The following is a 19,012-nucleotide window of genomic DNA, read 5'->3' on the forward strand; positions in this document are numbered from 1 at the left end:
CGGTCATGCAATGCGCAACGTCGTGTCGATGCGCGTGCCGCGCTTGATGAAGAGCGTGACTGGCGTCTTTTCGCAGATTTCGGCAAGGCGCGCGCGCTGCGCTTCTTCAAGCGGCCCGTCGACTGCGACGCCGCGGCGGATGTACTGGGTCCCGTCGTGATCCGCATGCAGGCTGACCTCGACGGCAATTTCGGCGGCTGGCCAGGTCTTGCGCTGCATGTACATGCGCAGCGTCGCGGCCGTGCACGCGGCAAGCCCGGACAACACGAACGCGAATGGCGCGGGGCCGCGGTCCTGGCCGCCTTCGTGCGGGCCTTCGTCGCCGGTCAGCGGGTGGCGGCCAGCCTCGATGGCGACGACGTAGTTGGGCGCGTCGGCGGCAAGGCGAGCCGTAGCGGAAGCGAGCGGCATGGGCAACTCCTCGGAGTGGTGCGATCTCGCGCGAGATCCGTTATGGGACGATCGGCCAGCATAGCTTACTCGACCGGTTTCCATGGCCAGCCCGTCCTCATCGCGGATGACCGAGACATTGTGCCGTTTTCGCCGTCACGATCGTTCACCGGTGTCGAGGCGCGGGCCGTCTTGTCGAGGTCGAGTCCGAACCAGCCGACCTTCTGCCTGACGTAGGCGGCGTATGATGCCCAACCTTGCGGATCGTCCGCGAAGAGTTCGCGCTGCACCGTCGAGGCAAGCCCGATGCGATCGAGTTCGGGTTCCAGTAGCGCCCTTGGCCAGCTCGCATAGGCGCTTACGGCCCGTTCAAGAAAATCTCTCGCACGCATGCGAGGCGACATCTGCTGCAGAAAGGGCAATGCCTGCAGGAAGGGCTCGCGCGACGCAAGATGCGCAATGGGCGAAAAGGGATGAGTCGCGCCGACGTTGCGCATCGCCTCCAGAACCTCTCCAAGGTGCAGCAAAAGTTCGCGTCGGTCGAATCGGTCGTCCACAATACGTTCCAGGTCGTGTTCCCCGGCGGCGGTGTGCGGCCGCGCGCCAGGAAGAGAATGATGAGGGTAATACCGGTGCGTTTCGGCAAGCCCTCGGCTCGCCGCGCACGAGAAGTTTACCGACTCATCGTGCACAGAACGTTTCGAGTTGTATCAGGGGACAGAGAGCCTGTCCCTCAAGTCAGTGCTTGTGCACTTTCTCCAGTCCGTCGGCGGGTTGCACCGTGTGCTGACCGGACTTCTCGCTTTCGACCTCGTAGTACGGGTCGTCCTTCGACGCGGCGACAGTGTGACCGTCCAGTTCCGTATCCCTGATGATCCGGCGGACGACGGTGCCCGTCGTCATGCCCTGCGGAGTGTTCCACGTGACGCGATCGCCTGTTTTGAGTCGATGGGACATGATTGTGCGCTCCGGTGGTTGAATCTCCGTCCGCGCCGCATTCCTCGTTCCTGCGGCAGGGCCGGCGAGCGGTCCCGAGGGACGAAAAAAAACGCCAACCCCGAGGGGTTGGCGTTTTACGTGGGGAACGGCGGGTATCAGAACTGATTCATGGTGTTGTCCTTACCCGCCGCCTTCAGCGCCGCTTCGCCGCTGAAATACTCCTTGTGGTCGTCGCCGATGTCCGAGCCCGACATGTTCTGGTGCTTGACGCAGGCGATGCCTTGACGGATTTCCTTGCGCTGCACGCCAGCCACGTAACCCAGCATGCCCTGGTCGCCGAAGTATTCCCTGGCCAGGTTGTCGGTCGACAGCGCGGCGGTGTGGTAGGTCGGCAGCGTAATCAGGTGATGGAAGATACCGGCTTCGCGCGACGCGTCGGCCTGGAAGGTGCGGATCTTTTCGTCGGCGGCCTTCGCCAGTTCGCTCTCGTCGTATTCCACGCTCATCAACTGGGCGCGGTCGTATGCCGACACGTCCTTGCCCGCGGCCTTCATCGCGTCATACGCCTGCTGGCGGAAGTTCAGCGTCCAGTTGAACGACGGGCTGTTGTTGTACACCAGCTTGGCGTTCGGGATGACCTTGCGAATTTCGTTGACCATGCCGCCGATCTGGCCGATGTGCGGCTTTTCGGTTTCGATCCACAGCAGGTCGGCGCCGTTTTGCAGGGCGGTGATGCAATCCAGAACGCAGCGCGCTTCGCCCGTGCCGGCGCGGAACTGGAACAGGTTGCTCGGCAGGCGCTTCGGACGCAGCAGCTTGCCGTCGCGCTTGATGACGACGTCGCCGTTGCCCAGCTGGTCGGCCGGCAGTTCCTCGCAATCGAGGAACGAATTGTATTGGTCGCCCAGGTCGCCCGGCGTCCTGGTCACGGCGATCTGCTTGGTCAGGCCGGCGCCGAGCGAGTCGGTGCGCGCGACGATGATGCCGTCGTCCACGCCCAGTTCGAGGAAGGCGTAGCGGATCGCGCGGATCTTGGCGAGGAAGTCCTCGTGCGGCACGGTGACCTTGCCGTCCTGGTGGCCGCACTGCTTCTCGTCGGACACCTGGTTTTCGATCTGGATGCAGCATGCGCCCGCTTCGATGAACTGCCTCGCCAGCAGGTAAGTCGCTTCGGCGTTGCCGAAACCCGCATCGATGTCGGCGATGATCGGCACGACGTGGGTGACGTGGTTGTCGATCTTTTCCTGGATGGCGGCCCTGGCAGCGCCTTCAGCCGCGTCCAGCTGGCGGAACAGGCCGCCCAGTTCACGGGCGTCGGCCTGGCGCAGGAAGGTGTACAGCTCGCGGATCAGCGCGCTGACGGAGGTCTTTTCGTGCATCGACTGGTCCGGCAGCGGGCCGAACTCGGAGCGCAGCGCGGCCACCATCCAGCCGGACAGATAAAGGTAGCGGCGCTCGGTGCTGTTGAAGTGCTTCTTGATGGAGATCATCTTCTGCTGGCCAATGAAGCCGTGCCAGCAGCCCAGCGACTGCGTGTACTTCGACGGATCGGCATCGTAGGCGGCCATGTCGGCGCGCATGATCTTCGCCGTGTACTTCGCGATGTCCAGGCCCGTTTTGAACTTGTTCTGGGCCCGCATGCGTGCGGCGTATTCGGGATTGATGGCATTCCAGGCGCTGCCTTGTTTCTCCTTCAAACCAGCCACTGCCTTGATGTCGTCTTGATATTGAGTCATGTCTATTTCCTCAGAGCAAAGCGCGATTGAATGAATGGTTCAGCGTGCCGCTACGTATGTCGAAGCGAACTGCATGACTCAATTGTAGGGTCTTCCTGATGCGCCGCAGCAAAGTCTTATATAAGACATATGACTTATTTATTCGTTATTTATCAATGAGATAGCTGGCAATTTTTGCTCTGTAGAACATGTTTTCATAAAGCGGGATGCCGTCGCTTCGAAAATCCAGGGCGGATTTCACAATGTGAAGTGCGCTTTCGGTTGCCGGAGGCGGACGAGCACGGATGGCTCGAGCAACGATAGGTGGGGGCGGTTTGCGGACGTCCGCATTGACGAACCGACGTCCCAATGTGCGATCGGACCCGTTTTCGAAACGGTCCGATGGGAATAGCCAGCCGTCGCGCTTCGTGGACGGGTGCGCGCCAGCCAGGCGCGCGTCAAGGCTTCAGATAGCGATGCGCGAGAGCTTCGTGCAGTGGCGGCATAGCTTCGTGGCCGTGCCGCCGCGAGGGCGACACGACCGGTCTACGGAAGGCTCGCACGCGTTTTTTCGCGCCGGCCAGTTCCGCCAACCCGCCTTAGCGCAGGCCCCCGCTGGCGACGATATGTTCGCCCGTCAACCATTTGGCGTCGTCCGATGCGAGGAACACGACGGCCGTGGCGATATCGTCCGGCTGGCCCACACGTCCGAGCGGCGTCTGGCTGACCACCTGGCTTTCGAAATCCGAGCCGATTACGCCAGCCGTGTGTGCGCCTTCCGTCTCGATCATGCCAGGATTGATCGCATTGACGCGAATCTTGCGCGGTCCCAGTTCGCGTGCGAGCACGCCCGTGATCGCATCCACGGCGCCCTTCGTGCCGCTATAGACGGCCGTTGCCGGCGGCGTGACCGTCGTCACGACCGAACTCACGTTGATGATGCTCGCACCCTCGCCAAGATGCTTGACGGCCGCCTGCGTGGTGAGCAGCACGCCGAGCACGTTCGTGTCGAACTGCTTGCGGTATTGGGCCTCCGTGAACTCTTCGATAGGCGCGAACTCATAGACGCCGGAGTTGTTGACGAGGATGTCGAGGCGGCCGTAAGTTTCGACGGCCGCGCCGATGATGCCTTGTGCGTCGGATGCCTTCGACACGTCGCCGCCAACGGAAACCGCCTTGCCGCCGGCCGCCGTAATCGCGCTCACGACCGCATCGGCGCCCGCCTTGGTGCTCGCGTAGTTCACGACCACCGAAGCGCCTTCGGCCGCGAGGGCCTTGGCGATCGCGGCGCCAATGCCTTTCGACGCGCCCGTGACGACCGCCACCTTGCCTGCCAGTTTGCTCATCATGTTCTCCTTACCGTATGTCGCAGTATCGAATGGAACCGGCGTCTCGACTTGTATGAAGCAATCGGCCGGCGACGCATACGAATGTAAAGGTCCGCGCCGCCGCGATAAAGCGGCCAGGCGCGAATTGACTGGCAGGTTCAGCCGAACAATCGGGGGAGGCGGCGCAAACTGCAGTAAGCGGATGTGGAACTCCAGCGGCATCGACCGCAAGGGCTTTTACCAGCGCTGGTGGACGTGCGGCGCAATATAGTGTTCGTACACGTCCCGCACGCGCTGCATCGTCGCGTTGGACAGCGGCGCGAGGTTCGCCGCCGAGACGTTCGATGCCGCCTGGGCCGCGTTCTTGCTGCCCGGAATGATGACGGAGACGGCGTCTTCCATGAGTATCCAGCGCAGGGCGAGTTGCGCCATCGAAGCGTCCACGGGTACCAGGCCGCGCAGTTCGTCGACCGCCTTCAAGGCGACGTCGTACGGCACGCCCGAGAACGTTTCGCCCACGTCGAATGCCTCGCCATGACGATTGAACGCACGGTGGTCGTCTGCCGCAAAAACGGAATCCGCGGACAATTTGCCGGTGAGCATGCCGCTCGCGAGCGGCACTCGCGCAATGACGGCAACGTTCTTCTTTAGCGCCTCGCGGAAAAACAGGCCGGCGGGACGTTGACGGAACATGTTGTAGATGATCTGCACCGAAACCACGTTGGGATATTCGATCGCCTTCAGCGCTTCCTCCACCTTTTCGACCGAAACGCCGTAAAAGCGGATCTTGCCGGCAGCGACCAAGCTGTCCATCGCGTCGAACACCTCGGGGCGGTAATAGACCTCCGTCGGCGGGCAGTGCAATTGCACCAGGTCGAGCGTGTCGACGCCCAGGTTCGAAAGACTCCGGTCGATGAAGCCTTCGAGTTCGCGCTTGTTCAGATAGCCGCTGGTCACATGCGGGTCGAGCCGGCGTCCGAGCTTCGTCGCCACGATGGGACGCTCGCCGCCGCGTTCGCGCAACACGTCCCGGATAATGCGCTCCGAACGGCCGTCGCCGTAGACGTCGGCGGTGTCGATGAAGGTGACGCCGCTATCGAGCGCGGCGTTCAGCGCGGCTCTCGCATCGTCTTCGCCAACGCTGCCCCACGAGCCGCCGATTGCCCATGCACCAAAGCCGATTTCGGACACATTCCAGCCGGTCCGCCCAAATTTTCTCTTCGAAAGTGTCATTTGCATGTTCCTCCTATGGTTTGCGCAGTTGTCTCGCAGGCGTTTCAATGGCCTCTGCGCCCGTAGTGTAGCTGGCGGTCTGTCCTGCTGCCGGCCAAAGCGCTCAATTCACAGACGGTTTTCTACCAGCCCGCTCGAGCCAGAAACAGGCTCGCCGCAAGGCAGAGACATATCGCCCGTGCCCGACGCCTCCCCAATCTCAATCTCGACCTCACCATTCAAAACGGCCCGCGCCCGCTCGACATCCATCGCGCCTTCCCATCTTGCGACCACAATGGTCGCCACGCCGTTACCAATCAGATTCGTCACAGCACGAGCTTCATTCAGAAAGCGATCCACGCCCAACAGCAGCACGAGCCCGGTAACCGGAATCTTGTGCATCGAAGCAAGCGTCGCCGCGAGTGCGACAAACCCCGCTCCCGCCACACCGGCAGACCCCTTCGAAGTCAGCAGCAAAACGCCGAGCACGACAAGCTGGTCGAGCAGCGAGAGATGAATGTTCATCGCCTGCGCCACGAAGAGGGCCGCCATCGTGAGATAGATCGCCGTGCCGTCCGCGTTGAACGTATAGCCGGTCGGCAGCACCATGCCGACAACAGGACGCGAGCAACCGAGGTTCTCCATCTTGACGAGCATCTGCGGCAGCACCGCCTCGGTCGACGCCGTGCCGAACGTGATCAGAATTTCGTCGCGGATATAGCGGAGATACTTCCATAGCGAAAAGCCGCAAACGCGCATGACGAGCCCGAGCACCACCGCGACGAAGACGATCGACGTCACGTACAGGCAAAGCATCAACTCGCCAAACGACGCCAGCGTGCCGAGCCCGTACTTCGCGACGGTGAACGCCATGCCGCCAAACGCGCCCACGGGCGCGACATACATGACGATACGCACGACGCCGAACATGCCCTGCAAAAACATGTCGAGCATATCGACGAGCGGTGCGGTGCGCGGGCCGAGCTTCGCCAGCGCAATGGCGAACAGCACCGAGAAAAAGATGATCGGCAGAATTTCGCCGTTCGCAAACGCGCCGACGATGCTGTTCGGCACGATGCTCATGAGGAACCCGAGCGCCGTGTGGTCGTGGGCCGCGTGCGCGTAGCCGGCAATAGCCGAACTGTCGAGGTGCGCCGGATCGATGTTCATGCCGCTGCCCGGCTTGATCACGTTCACGACGACGAGGCCCACGAGAAGCGCGATGGTCGAAGCTGCTTCGAAGTAGAGCAGCGCCTTCACGCCTACGCGGCCCGCTTCGTGCAGATCGCTCATGCGGGCAATGCCCACGACGACCGAAGCAAAGATGATCGGCGCGAGCGCCATGCGGATCAGCTTGATGAAGAGGTCGCCAAGCGGTTTGAGATCGGCTCCGATGTCCGGATGGAAGTGGCCGACGAGAATGCCCGCCAGGATACCGATCAGGACCTGTATGTAGAGCTTCGAAAGATATTTTTTGAGTTTCGAGGGCCGCATGTCTGTCTCCTGAGCATGGCGCCATCCGGGTGAATTGGGCGACCGCCAACCGCCATGCGTGCAGCGGTTGTGTTTGCGGCCGCGCTGTCCTGTTCGCCTGGGCGTCAAGCCGCGAGCGTCTGCATTTGCGCGAACAGGTCGGCCTTGCCCTCGAAGCCGATGCCGGGCAGGTCGGGCATGGTGATGTAACCGTTGTCGACCTTCACGCCGTCGGGGAAGCCGCCATAAGGCTGGAACAGATCGGGGTACGACTCGTTGCCGCCAAGCCCTAAGCCTGCCGCGATGTTGAGCGACATCTGATGGCCGCCGTGCGGAATGCAGCGGCTCGCGGACCAGCCGTGCTGGTGCAGCATCTCCAGCGTGCGCAGATATTCGACGAGGCCGTAGCTCAACGCGCAGTCGAACTGCAGCCAGTCGCGGTCGGGCCGCATGCCGCCGTAGCGGATGAGGTTGCGCGCGTCCTGCATCGAGAACAGATCCTCGCCGGTCGCCATCGGCTTGTCGTAGTAGTTGCGCAGCGTTGCCTGCAATTCGAAGTCGAGCGGGTCGCCCGGCTCCTCGTACCAGAACAGGTCGTATTGCGAGAGCGCTTTCGCGTACCGGATCGCGGTGTCCAGATCGAAACGGCCGTTGGCGTCGACGGCAAGCTTCTGGCCGTCGCCCAGCACGCTCAGGATCGAATCGATGCGGCGCAGGTCCTCGTCGAGCGACGCGCCGCCAATCTTCTTCTTCACGACCGTGTAGCCGCGGTCGATATAGCTGCGCATTTCGTCTTTGAGCTTGTTGTGGTCCTGGCCCGGGTAGTAGTAGCCGCCCGCCGCATACACGAAGATCCTGCGGTTGGGTTGGCCGTTGCCGTAGCGGTCGGCGAGATGCTGGAAGAGCGGCTTGCCTTCGATTTTCGCCACGGCATCCCACACCGCCATGTCGATCGTGCCGATCGCGACCGAGCGCTCGCCGTGGCCGCCCGGTTTTTCGTTGGTGAACATCGTCGCCCAGATCTTGTGCGGGTCGAGGTTGTCGCCCGCCTCGTTCACGAGCGAGGCGGGATCGGCTTCGAGAATGCGGGGGATGAAGCGCTCGCGCATCAGCGTGCCTTGGCCATAGCGGCCATTCGAGTTGAAGCCATAGCCGACGACGGGCTTGCCGTCGCGGATCACGTCGGTGACCACCGCAACGAGGCTGAGCGTCATCTTGCTGAAGTCGATATAGGCGTTGCGGATCGAGGAACTGATCGGAACGGTTTTTTCGCGGATTTCAACGATTCTCATGGGTGTCTCCTGGTGGCGCGGCCAGCATTCGCGGCGTTCGCGTGGCCGTTCGCGGTTGGCTGGCTGCGGGAGACGCTAGGTTATGCGCCCGGATCGGTACTATGATTCACTTGTTTTCACATCTTTATTAACCTGCGGTGAAGAATGACCTGACCTCCTACCTCGCGTTTTTCGTCCTGCTCGGGCGTTACGGCAACCTTTCAAGCGTTGCGCGGGACATGGACATCACGCCGCCGGCAGCGACCAAGCGGCTCGCGCAGCTCGAGGCGCGCCTGGGCGTGCGCCTCGTCAACCGGACCACCCGCAGCGTGAGCCTGACCGCCGAAGGCGAGACCTTTCTGCACTACGCGACGCGCATTCTCGCCGAAGTAAAGGAAATGGAAGATGTGGTGTCGTCGAGCCGCTCCGTCACGCGCGGCTTGCTGCGTGTGAACGCGACGCTCGGCTTTGGGCGCACGACGATCGCGCCGCTCGTTTCGGAGTTTGCGAGGCGGCATCCGCATGTCGAAGTGCAGCTCGACGTTACCGACCGGCCGATCGATCTTGTCGAAAGCGGCGTGGATCTGGCGATCCGTTTTGGCGAGCTGCCCGACAAGCGGCTCATCGCGCGGCGCATCATGACGAACCGCCGCTTGCTGTGCGCCTCGCCGCGCTATCTGGAGACGCAGGGCACGCCCGCAACCCTTGGCGATCTCGCGAATCATCAGTGCATCGTGCATCGACAGAACGACAACGCTTACGGCATATGGCGCCTGGAGCGCGGCGGCGAGGCGCATGCGGTGAAGGTGCACGGCATGCTGTCGAGCAACGACGGCGACATCGTGCTCGGCTGGGCGCTCGACGGGCACGGCATTCTGCTGCGCTCCGAGTGGGACCTGGCCAAGTATCTGGAGAGCGGGCGGCTGCGCGTCGTGCTGCCCGAGTTCGTGCAGCCGCTTGCCGATTTGTTCGTGTATTACCCGAACAAGCGCAATCAATCGGCGCGTGCGCGTGCATTCATCGATTTTCTGGCGGAGCGGTTCAACCGGCAGACTGCGCCGGCCGCGCCCGCGCAAGCGGGCGCGTGAAGACCTTGTCTGTCTCCTCGCGGCGCAGACAATCCATCCGGCTGGAAAGGAAGCGGTGTTCATTACAGCCGGCCAATGTTTGCGGTAACGTGCGCGTTTGCAGAGGCGGCAATGACGCGACGAACAGGAGCGAGACAGATGACAAAGCGAGTGATAGTGACCGGCGGCAGCGGCCTTGCCGGCAAATGGGTGGTCGAGAACCTGGTGGCGCACGGCTACGAAGTGTTGAATCTGGACCGTGTGCCCATGCCGAAGCGCACCGCGCGCACGCTGATCACGGACATCACGGACGCGGGCCAGGTTTTCAACGCAATCGCATCGACCACGGCGCCGGTGGAATTCGCCGACGACCTGGAGCCAAAACCGATCGACGCGATCGTGCACTTCGCGGCGATTCCCCGCATCATGTTGACGACCGATAACGAGGTCTACCGCATCAACGTAATGGGGACCTACAACATTCTCGACGCCGCGGCGAAGCTGGGGGTCCGCAAGGTGATCGTGGCCTCGAGCGAGACGACTTACGGCGTGGTGTTCGCCCACCGGCATCGCGATCCCGCGTACTTTCCGCTCGACGAGAACTATCCGGTGGATCCGATGGACAGCTATGCCACCTCGAAAGTGGTCAACGAAGTGACCGCGAAGGCATTCCAGGCGCGCACCGGGTCGGACATCTACTGTTTTCGCATCGGCAACGTGCTCGATCCCGAGGACTACGCGAAGTTCTCCACCTGGCTCAAGGACCCCGCGCTGCGCAAGCGCATTGCGTGGAGCTACATCGACGGGCGAGACCTCGCCAACGCGTGCCGCCTCGCCATCGAAACGGACGGACTCGGCTTCGAGATCATGAATGTCGCGGCGGACGACGTGTCGTCCGACTTGCCGACCCAGACGCTGCTGGACCGCTACTATCCGGGCGTGCCGGTCAAGAAGGCCCTCGGCGAGTTCGAGACGCTGCTCAGCAACGAGAAGCTCAAACGGCTGCTCGGCTGGCAGCAGCAGCACTACTGGCGCGACGAAGCAAAACGCTTCAATCCGTAAGCGCTGCCAATGCGCGGGGCCAGCGTGCGCTGGCCCCGCTCACGACGTCGATGCTGCGGCGGGCGTTATGCCGCCAGCTTGAGCGCTTGCGAGAAGTCCGCGATCAGGTCGTCGATATCCTCGATGCCCGCCGAAAGCCGCAGCATGCCGTCGGAGATGCCCATTGCCTTGCGTGTTTGCGCACCGGCTTCGAAAAAGATCGTCGGCGCGACGGGAATGATGAGCGTGCGCGTGTCGCCGAGGCCGGTCGCCTTGATCGGCAGTTCGAGCGCATTGACGACGTCGATCATGCGCTCTGCGTTGAGCAGTTCGAACGAGAGCAGCCACGACGCGCCCTTGAAGAGCGCCTGCGCGACCTCGTATTGCGGATGGCTCTTCAAGCCCGGATAGAACACCTTGCCGATGGCTGCGTGGCCCTCGAGAAACTGCGCGAGCGCGAGCGCGTTGTCGCTGCTTTGCTTCACGCGCAGGGCCAGCGTTTCCGCGCCCATGGCGATGGCGTGCGCCTGCTCGGACGACAGCGATGCCCCCATGTCCCGCAGGCCCTTCTTGCGGATCTGCAAAAGCCCCTGGTCTTTCGCCGGTGAATGACGATAGTCGTCGGCGATGTTCGGGTACGCGCTCCAGTCGAACAGGCCCGTGTCGGTCACCGCGCCGCCGAGCGCGGCGCCATGGCCCGCGATGGTCTTCGTCAACGAGTTGACGACGAGGCTCGCGCCGACTGCCTTCGGCTGGAACAGGGCGGGCGAGGTAATCGTGTTGTCGACGACGTAGACGATGCCGCGCTCGCGGCACAGCTCGCCGATGCCTTGCAGGTCGGGAATCTGCGTGCCCGGATTCGCGATGGTTTCGACGAACACCATGCGCGTATTGGGCTGGATGGCGTTCTTCACGTTTTCGGCGTCGCTGGCGTCGACGGTGGTGACTTCCACGCCGAGCGTGCGCAACGTGCCGAACAGGCTGTTGGTGTTGCCGAACACGTAGCGGCTCGACACGAGATGATCGCCCGCGCGCAGGAGCGTGAGGAAGGTCGCCGTGATCGCGGCCATGCCGGTGCTGAAGCAGACCGTGCCGGTGCCGCCTTCCAGGCTCGTGATCTTGCGCTCGAGCGCGGCGGTCGTGGGGGTGCCCTGCCGCGCGTAGTTGAAGCCGCCTTTCTTCGTGCCCTGAAACACGCCGATCAGGTCCTCGACGCGCTCGAAACCATATTGCACGGACGTATGAATCGGCTGACGCACGCCGCCGTGCTCGGTGCCCGCGATCCTGTCGCCGTGAACGATGCCAGTGGTGAAGCCTTGCTTGCTCATTCTTACTCCGTTTCTCCAGTCGATTGCGTTTGGCACATTATCGCCTGTAACGCGTGTTGCCGGCATGTCGCCGGCACCCCCGGCGCTGCGGGCCAATCCGGCCCGCGCCAACGCCGTTCGGACTGCGACGGTCACAACTGCGAATCGAGGAGGGCGGCCGCGTTGCGGCGAAGAGCGGGCAAATCGTCGAACAACGGCATGATCAATGGGTACCGGCGGCCAGAACCGTTGAGATCACGCCGGTCGCGCTGGCAACGAGCACGTAGTCGCCGGCTACGCCGACCCAATGGTAGCCGCGCGGGGGCGCTTTCAGGCCATGCTGTTGCCAGTTCTCGACCACGAAAATCCGGTCACGGTATTCAGGCGGCAGGCGGTCGCCACGATGCCAGTCGCGATGCGGAATGGCGCCGACCGGGCGGTTGGCTCTCTCGATCGACGTGGGCGGCGGGTTGCCAGGACGGTGTTCGGGTTGCGATGCGAACGCGGTGCCTGTCGTTGCGAGCAGGGCGGCAACAATAAAGAGTGTCGTGACTTTCGCTTTCATGGTGAATGCTCCAAATAGCGTTCAGAAAAAAGGAAGTGAGATGAGATTTACCTGGGACCGTTGATCATTCGCTAACGGATTCACTTCCGGTGGATTCGCTCGCGCGACGCTCCTCGTCGGCGACGCGGTTCGACGTACGCTTCTTGACGAGGAATTCGCCGTGCGGGGCAGTGCTCGGCGCAGGCAAGCGGGCCATGGCCATGAACGGCGCCATCATGAGGAGGCCGGCAATCGCGAACGAGGCGTTGAGTCGGTTGATGTACGTATTCACGTTTTCTCCCTGGCAATGAAATAAAGGATGACTAAATTATCTGAGGACTGACGCGAGGTTCGAGGCAAGCCTCGGGAAGACTCGTTCCCAATCCAAAGCTTGCACCAAGTTTACATTTTGTAAGATTTGCTTTCAAGCAATGGGAGCGCAGTTTTTGTGCGGCGTATCGCCTCACAAAATGGGAGCGCGAACGCGGCGGCAGTGGCTGGCAAAGCCGTAAAGCTGCCGCGGCCGGCCGCGGCGCCTGTCTCCCCGAGGGCGTGCGGCATGCGCGTGAAGTCAGGCGACGGCGCGCTCCCTGAGCCTGAACGCGGACACGGTCTCGCGAAGCGAGTGCGCCTGCTCAGCCAATGCATACGTCGCAGCCGAGGCTTCTTCCACGAGCGCCGCGTTTTGCTGCGTGACCTCGTCCATTTGCGCGACGGCGATGTTCACCTGCTCGATGCCCGTCGACTGTTCGCGCGACGCCGTCGAAATATCCTGCACGGTGCCGGAAACCCGCTGCACGGCTTCGACGATCTCGTCGATGATGTGGCCGGCATCGGCCACCTGGGACGATCCGCTTTCGACGTGCTCTTTCGACTGTTCGATGAGTGCCTTGATCTCGCGCGCGGCGTTCGCGCTGCGCTGCGCGAGCGTGCGGACTTCGCCCGCGACGACGGCGAAACCGCGGCCTTGCTCGCCCGCACGCGCCGCCTCGACGGCGGCGTTGAGCGCGAGAATGTTGGTCTGGAACGCGATGCCGTCGATCAATCCGATGATCTCGCCGACCTTGCTCGAGCTGTGGGCAATGGATTGCATCGTGCCGACCACGCCGCGCATCACTGTGCCGCCGCGCGCCGCGGTCCGCGCCGCCGTACCGGCAAGCGAGCTGACGTGCTCCGCATTCTGGGCGTTCATGCGTACGATCGACGTCAGCTCTTCCATGCTTGCGGCCGTTTCTTCGAGCGACGCTGCCTGCTCTTCGGTGCGCGAGGACAAATTCTGGTTGCCCGCGGCGATCTGCGCGCTCGCCGTTGCCACGCCTTCGGCGTTGGCCCGGACCTCGCTCACCACGCGCGCGAGGCTCGCCTGCATTTTCGCGAGCGCTGTGAGCAGTTCCGCTGTTTCGTCGTTGCCATGCGCATGCAGATCGGTCGATAGGTCGCCGTCGGCGACCTCGCGCGCAAAGTTCACGGCGCGGCCCAGCGGGCTCGTTACCGTGCGGCTGAACAGCACGCCGCCCGCCAGCGCGAGCAGGAACGCGGCCACCATCAGCACGGCGCTCACGATGGTGGCGTGCGCGGCCTGCACCGCGGCCTGTGCGGCCACTTGTGCGTTGGTAGCGGCAATCGTCTGCGCGGCGCGGTCGAGCAACTGGGCTGGCGCGCGATCGACGCCGGCGACCACGGTGTCGCCTGCAGCGGGATCGGCGCCCGCCGCCTTGAACGCCTCGAAGCCCTTGCGATACCCTTGGCCCATCGCCTCGTGCGCATCGGCGAACTGCGCGACGAGCATGCGCGCTTCGCCTTCGGGCAGTTTCGTTTCGAGCGCGGCGGCGAGGTCGTTCACGGTGCGCTCGCGCTTCTGAAACGCGCTCCAGTAACGATCGAGTTTTTGCGGATCCTTGCCGCGCAGGAGCGTGTCTTTCCACTCCTGCACCTGCAGCTTGAACTCGACGAGCGTGGCCGACACCATGCGCTCGTTCGCGGCGGCATCCTGCACGGTGGTGCGGTAGGTATCGATGGCCTGGTTGAGCGTGTGGATGCCGTAGAACGCACCCGCCGACATGAGGGTAAGGGACGCGGCGAAAGCGAGGGGAATTTTGTGGCTAAGTTTCATGGAGGTCGAATGGCTGAAATGCCAGGCGCATGACGCGCCGACCTCCTTATTACGGCTCGAGCCTGCCCTTCTTGAGTTTTAGCGCATTGCGCCTGCTTTCGTCATACATAAGCCGGTGCAGACACCTTGCGGTGCGATTCGCGGCGCTAACGTCGCTTGCGAGAACGACGAGGCCGGTTTTCGCGCAGCCGCGCTTCGCCGGCGAGCGACCCGCTAGAATTGAGATGGCCGGCGCTGCGTAGTGCAGCGGCGCTCGCGACTTCCTTGCCATTATTCGATTTCATTCACGCGTGAAGACCGCTACCCTCGAACAACTGCGTGACGGGCAACTCGCCGGCGCACGACACCTCAAGCTCGCCTGCGGGTTGACCGAATTTCCGCGCGAGATCTTCGACCTCGCGGACACCCTGGAGATGCTCGACCTCTCGGGCAATGCGCTCACGTCGCTGCCCGACGACCTGCCGAGGCTGCGCCGTCTGCGCATTCTGTTCGCCTCGAACAACCCGTTCACCGAGTTGCCGCCTGTGCTCGGCGAGTGCGAATCGCTGAGCGTGGTCGGCTTCAAGGCGAACCGCATCCGCCGCGTTTCGGGACGCGCGCTGCCGCCGCAATTGCGCTGGCTGATCCTGACCGATAACGACGTCGATGCGCTGCCGGCCGAAATCGGCGAGCGTCCGAATCTGCAAAAGCTGATGCTCGCCGGCAACCGGCTGCGGTCGTTGCCCGAGACGATGGCCGCGTGCAGCCGGCTCGAACTGCTGCGGATTTCCGCGAACCGGCTCGACGCCTTGCCCGACTGGCTGTTGCGCCTGCCGCGTCTCGCGTGGCTCGCCTATGCCGGCAATCCGCTGAACGTCGTGCGCGAGCAGGTGGCGCTCGCCAATGCGCCGGTGCCCGATATCGACTGGCATACGCTCGCGCTTGGACAGCCGCTCGGCGAGGGCGCGTCGGGCGTGACGCATCGCGCGACGCGGCTCCTGCGCGATGGGCATCCCGTGGAGGCGGTCGCCGTCAAGCTGTTCAAGGGCGCGGTGACGAGCGACGGTCTACCGGAGCTCGAAATGGCCGCGTGCCTGCAAGCCGGGCTGCACCCGAATCTCATCCCGGTGCTCGGCAAGATCACAGGCCATCCGCTCGGCGAGCATGGCCTCGTGATGGAGCTGATCCATCCGTCGTTCGTCAATCTCGCGAGGCCGCCGAGTCTCGACTCGTGTACGCGTGACGTTTATGCGGCCGATGTACGCTTCGACCGGCCGGTTGCATTGCAGATCGCACGCGCGATCGCAGCAGCGGCACGCCATCTGCATGGACGCGGGATCATGCACGGCGATCTCTATGCGCACAACATCCTGCACGACGGCACAGGGCACGTACTGCTCGGCGATTTCGGCGCGGCGTCCTTTTACGATATCGACGATCGCGCCGAGGCGCAGGCGCTCGAACGTATCGAGGTGCGTGCGTTCGGCTGCCTGCTGGAAGAACTCGCGCAGCGTCTGGCCGGAGAGGCTCATGATCGCGCTGCCGGGTTCGATGCGCTGATAGCAGACTGCTTGCGCGAGCAAGTCGAGACGCGGCCCTCGTTCGATGAAATTGTCGAGCGGCTAGCTGCGTTGGGCGATTGAGCGCAAGCCGATCATGCGGCTGCCCTTAGCGTCGATTTATGCGCTCTGCGGCGAGGAGCGGCGTGCGCCGCCGCGTCCTCCCAATGCGCCAAGCGCCGTCCGGGGTAACTCTTCGGTGGCCAGTGCCCACAGCGAATACGCCACGCCGCGCTGGAACAACAAGCTGACAGCACTGCGAAGCTCGCCCCTGCCCAGCGCATAGACCGAGTCAGTGACGGCCTTGGCGCCGTGCATCAGGACGCTGGCATGCCGGTAGCACCCCATCATGCAGGCATTGCACGGTTCCCGTTGGTCGGGCAGACGGTCGAGGTCGAACACGGAGCCCATGGGCTCATGCCACGGTTCGCAACGCCAGATATCGAGGTTCCAGTCGATATAAAAATACTTGCTGCCGGCGATGCACGGAATGAGTTGCTGTTCGCCGCGCACGAACCGCGCGACCTCGTCCAGTGCGGCGCCCGGGTCCATCACGCGAAAGTGCTTCTTGAGATGTTCGATTGCACTCAATGCTTCGAGTAGTTCGTCGCGGCTGAGGTCGACGAGCTTCGAATGCTCGTCGTACACCAGCGACGTGGAGCCGAATGCGTCGCGCCTTGGGTAGGAAAACACCACGGAATCGAAGCCAAGCCGGTTGAGCGTTTCGGGAAGCGCTGCGTAACGGACCAGATGGCTCACCGTAACCGTTGCGCAGACCGGGATGCCGAAAGTGTGCGCCTCGGCGATGCCCTCGCGGATGCGCGCCGCAAGGCCGGGCAGTCCGCGATTGCGTTCGTGCTCGCTCATGTCCGCGCTATCGATCGAGATCAGCAGACGCTTCAGGCCGGCCGCAGCCAGTTGCTTGATGTGCCGAGGAAGGAACCAGCCGTTCGTGATCACGCCGCACTGGATGCCGGCTTTCGTGGCCGAGCCTACGAGCGATTCGATTTGCGGATGCACCAGAGGCTCGCCGCCCTGCAGCGTCATGTAGCGAATCTTGCGTCTGCGCAGCATCGGCATCGCACGCGCGAACGCATCAGGATCGAGATAGCGGCGCGGGCCTGCCATTTTCTTCTCGCGCGAAAAGCCGCAGAAGTCGCATGCAGCGTTGCAAACGTTCGTAACCGAAACGTCACAAACCGCAGGCAGTGGAGTGTGGGGCTCGCTCTCGCCGTTGCTTACATTTGGCAAACTGCGCCATTTGATGGTCCGCTCTGTCCTGTCCATGGTGCCCTCGAGGTTTGCCAACTCGTTCCGCACGAACCATCATAGGTTATGCACGGCACACGCCGGATCGGGAACGATATTTTTTCAATAATGGCTCAAACCCATCCTGCTTGACTGGCGATTGCCGGACGCCTTCAATCCCGATACTCGATGGTGTCTTACTGGGCAGTCGGTTATGGGCGAGTTCGTGAATGCTTTGCACGGGTTTGCAGAAGGAGAGAGAAATGGTTGATACCACAACCACCAGGCCGCGCGCCATCGGCTTCAACCATGTTGCGCTGGAAGTGGGCGATATCGAGGAAGCGCTGGCTTTCTACAGCCGCATCTTCGACTTTCAGTTGCGCGGCAAGAGCAGGACGATGGCCTTCATCGATCTTGGCGATCAATTCATCGCGTTGCAGGCCGGCCGCAGACAGCCCGCCGACGACGGCCGGCATGTCGGCCTCGTTGTCGACGACAAGGAGGCGGCGCGCGCCGCACTCGCAGCCGCAGGCGTGAAGACGCTCGACGGTCCGTTTCTGGATTTTCGCGACCCCTGGGGCAATCGCATCGAGATCGTGGGCTATGAGAACATCCAGTTCACAAAGGCGCCGAACGTCCTGCGCGGCATGGGCCTGACGCACTTGACCAAGAACGAAAACGCGAAAAAGGAGCTGGCCGAAAAAGGGATGGGGCCGAGTTGAGGCCCAATTTTCGCTGACGGGGCCGCTGCTTCGCTCAATCCGGTTGCGATTGCGGTTCTTGCGGCGCCAGTTGCGGTTGCGTCGGCGGTTGCGGCAGCGGTTGCGTCGGCAATTGCGGCAGCGGAAGAGGTTGCGGCGCCGTGATCGGTTCGAGCCCGCTGCGCGTAATTGCGGGCGCCGCATCCGGCGAGGACAGAAAGCGGATCAGCGCCTCGGCGCCGGCAGGATTTCTCGCAGTGGTCGCGATGCCCCCGGAGTACACCGTGTAGCTTTGCACTTGCGCGGGCAGACTGCCGACCACCGTTATCCCCTTGACCGGCAAGAGTTCCACGACCTGTTGCAAGCCGATCTCCGCGTCGCCGTTCGCGACTACAGTGGAGACCCGCTCGGCGGAAACCATGCGGCTCCTGCTTTTCACACGCCCGTCAATGCCCAGACGCGAAAACAGTTCATTGGCGATATAGACGCCACTCGCGCTTTCCGGGTAGACAATCGACTTCGCTGCAAGCAGCGTGCTGCGCAAAGCGTCGACCGTGCTGATGTCCGGTTTCGGCGCACCCTCGCGCACCACCAGGCCGATTGGCGAGCGAGCGAAGTCCACCTTGCTGCCAGGCATGACGTTGCCGGCGCGAATCTGATCGTCGAGCGCATCGCTGACCACGATCAGCACGTCGGCCCACTCGCCACGCGCAAACCGCACGGGAATCGCATTCAGGGCGGTGCCCGCCGCCGCTCCCCAGACGGTGGCCAGCGTATAGCCGCTCTCGTCCTCGAATTGCGGGCCCAGATCACGATACGCCGGCGCAAACCAGCCCGACATCATGACTTTCACCTGGTCTGCCAGACACGCGCTGGGGCCCAGTAACACGAAGCAGATCGCGAGTGTGCGAACCCTCAGCTTGCAGATAGACACGGTTGCGCCCCATCTCGATCGGCTGATCCGGCACTACGCCCCCACATGTATCGCTCCCTATTAGCGACTAAAGCGTGCAACCAAAGCGTGCGGCGAAAACATGCGACGACAGCGCGTCATGGCTACCATCGGTTTGCATCGTTTATACAACACGTTCGTTTGTGCACACACTGCTTTTGTTCGCCTCTGAT

18 protein-coding genes are annotated in these 19,012 nt (G+C 63.0%); 4 read left to right on the top strand and 14 right to left on the bottom strand.

Annotated features, from left to right (window positions below; translation table 11 throughout):
* Positions 1 to 3: 3 nt before the first annotated feature.
* From C7411_RS06195 to C7411_RS06230, 8 genes are all read right to left on the bottom strand, one after another.
* Positions 4 to 411, bottom strand: coding sequence for an OsmC family protein (locus C7411_RS06195; RefSeq protein WP_110388093.1), 408 nt, complete (start codon positions 409 to 411; stop codon positions 4 to 6).
* A 65-nt stretch (positions 412 to 476) separates the two neighbouring features.
* Positions 477 to 947, bottom strand: coding sequence for a hypothetical protein (locus C7411_RS06200; RefSeq protein ID WP_110388094.1), 471 nt, complete (start codon positions 945 to 947; stop codon positions 477 to 479).
* 181 nt (positions 948 to 1,128) lie between these two features.
* A complete protein-coding gene (locus tag C7411_RS06205) occupies positions 1,129 to 1,347 on the bottom strand; it encodes a hypervirulence associated TUDOR domain-containing protein (RefSeq protein WP_042269291.1) in 219 nt (72 codons plus the stop codon).
* 137 nt (positions 1,348 to 1,484) lie between these two features.
* Positions 1,485 to 3,065 (bottom strand): isocitrate lyase, encoded by a 1,581-nt coding sequence (locus C7411_RS06210; protein WP_110388095.1) that lies wholly within the window; start codon positions 3,063 to 3,065, stop codon positions 1,485 to 1,487.
* Positions 3,066 to 3,643: 578 nt separating this feature from the next.
* Positions 3,644 to 4,390: a glucose 1-dehydrogenase gene (locus C7411_RS06215; RefSeq protein ID WP_110388096.1), complete on the bottom strand. Its 747-nt coding sequence runs from the start codon at positions 4,388 to 4,390 to the stop codon at positions 3,644 to 3,646.
* A 219-nt stretch (positions 4,391 to 4,609) separates the two neighbouring features.
* Positions 4,610 to 5,605, bottom strand: a complete 996-nt coding sequence (locus C7411_RS06220) for an aldo/keto reductase (protein ID WP_110388097.1) — start codon at positions 5,603 to 5,605, stop codon at positions 4,610 to 4,612.
* A 108-nt stretch (positions 5,606 to 5,713) separates the two neighbouring features.
* Positions 5,714 to 7,078, bottom strand: coding sequence for a C4-dicarboxylate transporter DctA (dctA, locus tag C7411_RS06225; RefSeq protein WP_110388098.1), 1,365 nt, complete (start codon positions 7,076 to 7,078; stop codon positions 5,714 to 5,716).
* A 104-nt stretch (positions 7,079 to 7,182) separates the two neighbouring features.
* Positions 7,183 to 8,349, bottom strand: coding sequence for a mandelate racemase/muconate lactonizing enzyme family protein (locus tag C7411_RS06230; RefSeq protein WP_110388099.1), 1,167 nt, complete (start codon positions 8,347 to 8,349; stop codon positions 7,183 to 7,185).
* 137 nt (positions 8,350 to 8,486) lie between these two features.
* Here C7411_RS06230 and C7411_RS06235 point away from each other — a divergent pair, with 137 nt between their 5' ends.
* A complete protein-coding gene (locus tag C7411_RS06235; RefSeq protein ID WP_110388100.1) occupies positions 8,487 to 9,416 on the top strand; it encodes a LysR substrate-binding domain-containing protein in 930 nt (309 codons plus the stop codon).
* A 138-nt stretch (positions 9,417 to 9,554) separates the two neighbouring features.
* Positions 9,555 to 10,457, top strand: coding sequence for an NAD-dependent epimerase/dehydratase family protein (locus tag C7411_RS06240; RefSeq protein WP_110388101.1), 903 nt, complete (start codon positions 9,555 to 9,557; stop codon positions 10,455 to 10,457).
* Positions 10,458 to 10,522: 65 nt separating this feature from the next.
* Here the strand turns inward: C7411_RS06240 and C7411_RS06245 are convergent, their stop codons facing one another.
* The 4 genes from C7411_RS06245 to C7411_RS06260 form a co-directional block, all read right to left on the bottom strand.
* Positions 10,523 to 11,764, bottom strand: coding sequence for a cystathionine gamma-synthase family protein (locus C7411_RS06245; RefSeq protein WP_110388102.1), 1,242 nt, complete (start codon positions 11,762 to 11,764; stop codon positions 10,523 to 10,525).
* 202 nt (positions 11,765 to 11,966) lie between these two features.
* Positions 11,967 to 12,308 carry an RcnB family protein gene (locus C7411_RS06250; RefSeq protein ID WP_110388103.1) on the bottom strand — a complete coding sequence of 114 codons (342 nt, stop codon included), beginning with the start codon at positions 12,306 to 12,308 and terminating at the stop codon, positions 11,967 to 11,969.
* Positions 12,309 to 12,372: 64 nt separating this feature from the next.
* On the bottom strand, positions 12,373 to 12,579 hold the full coding sequence (locus tag C7411_RS06255; protein ID WP_110388104.1) for a hypothetical protein: 207 nt from the start codon (positions 12,577 to 12,579) through the stop codon (positions 12,373 to 12,375).
* 279 nt (positions 12,580 to 12,858) lie between these two features.
* On the bottom strand, positions 12,859 to 14,400 hold the full coding sequence (locus tag C7411_RS06260; protein ID WP_110388105.1) for a methyl-accepting chemotaxis protein: 1,542 nt from the start codon (positions 14,398 to 14,400) through the stop codon (positions 12,859 to 12,861).
* Positions 14,401 to 14,690: 290 nt separating this feature from the next.
* On the opposite strand from C7411_RS06260, the gene C7411_RS06270 reads away from it, so the two are divergent.
* Positions 14,691 to 16,022: a leucine-rich repeat-containing protein kinase family protein gene (locus C7411_RS06270; RefSeq protein WP_279306235.1), complete on the top strand. Its 1,332-nt coding sequence runs from the start codon at positions 14,691 to 14,693 to the stop codon at positions 16,020 to 16,022.
* A gap of 36 nt (positions 16,023 to 16,058) precedes the next feature.
* Here C7411_RS06270 and C7411_RS06275 read toward each other — a convergent pair whose 3' ends face one another.
* Positions 16,059 to 17,225, bottom strand: coding sequence for a radical SAM protein (locus tag C7411_RS06275; protein WP_110388107.1), 1,167 nt, complete (start codon positions 17,223 to 17,225; stop codon positions 16,059 to 16,061).
* Between the two features lie 224 nt (positions 17,226 to 17,449).
* Between C7411_RS06275 and C7411_RS06280 the strand changes: the two genes are divergently transcribed.
* Positions 17,450 to 17,908: a VOC family protein gene (locus tag C7411_RS06280; protein WP_110388108.1), complete on the top strand. Its 459-nt coding sequence runs from the start codon at positions 17,450 to 17,452 to the stop codon at positions 17,906 to 17,908.
* A 34-nt stretch (positions 17,909 to 17,942) separates the two neighbouring features.
* Here C7411_RS06280 and C7411_RS06285 read toward each other — a convergent pair whose 3' ends face one another.
* Positions 17,943 to 18,740, bottom strand: a complete 798-nt coding sequence (locus C7411_RS06285; protein WP_373682727.1) for a substrate-binding domain-containing protein — start codon at positions 18,738 to 18,740, stop codon at positions 17,943 to 17,945.
* Positions 18,741 to 19,012: the final 272 nt, after the last annotated feature.

This window comes from Paraburkholderia silvatlantica (assembly GCF_003096715.1).
GTDB classification, from domain to species: domain Bacteria; phylum Pseudomonadota; class Gammaproteobacteria; order Burkholderiales; family Burkholderiaceae; genus Paraburkholderia; species Paraburkholderia silvatlantica.

Bases quoted from the DNA above. Each gene is read 5' to 3' on its own strand.
- C7411_RS06195 (WP_110388093.1), bottom strand. From the start codon at position 411: ATGCCGCTCGCTTCCGCTACGGCTCGCCTTGCCGCCGACGCGCCCAAC.
- C7411_RS06205 (WP_042269291.1), bottom strand. From the start codon at position 1,347: ATGTCCCATCGACTCAAAACAGGCGATCGCGTCACGTGGAACACTCCG.
- C7411_RS06210 (WP_110388095.1), bottom strand. From the start codon at position 3,065: ATGACTCAATATCAAGACGACATCAAGGCAGTGGCTGGTTTGAAGGAG.
- C7411_RS06215 (WP_110388096.1), bottom strand. From the start codon at position 4,390: ATGAGCAAACTGGCAGGCAAGGTGGCGGTCGTCACGGGCGCGTCGAAA.
- C7411_RS06220 (WP_110388097.1), bottom strand. From the start codon at position 5,605: ATGACACTTTCGAAGAGAAAATTTGGGCGGACCGGCTGGAATGTGTCC.
- dctA (WP_110388098.1), bottom strand. From the start codon at position 7,078: ATGCGGCCCTCGAAACTCAAAAAATATCTTTCGAAGCTCTACATACAG.
- C7411_RS06230 (WP_110388099.1), bottom strand. From the start codon at position 8,349: ATGAGAATCGTTGAAATCCGCGAAAAAACCGTTCCGATCAGTTCCTCG.
- C7411_RS06240 (WP_110388101.1), top strand. From the start codon at position 9,555: ATGACAAAGCGAGTGATAGTGACCGGCGGCAGCGGCCTTGCCGGCAAA.
- C7411_RS06245 (WP_110388102.1), bottom strand. From the start codon at position 11,764: ATGAGCAAGCAAGGCTTCACCACTGGCATCGTTCACGGCGACAGGATC.
- C7411_RS06250 (WP_110388103.1), bottom strand. From the start codon at position 12,308: ATGAAAGCGAAAGTCACGACACTCTTTATTGTTGCCGCCCTGCTCGCA.
- C7411_RS06260 (WP_110388105.1), bottom strand. From the start codon at position 14,400: ATGAAACTTAGCCACAAAATTCCCCTCGCTTTCGCCGCGTCCCTTACC.
- C7411_RS06275 (WP_110388107.1), bottom strand. From the start codon at position 17,225: ATGGACAGGACAGAGCGGACCATCAAATGGCGCAGTTTGCCAAATGTA.
- C7411_RS06280 (WP_110388108.1), top strand. From the start codon at position 17,450: ATGGTTGATACCACAACCACCAGGCCGCGCGCCATCGGCTTCAACCAT.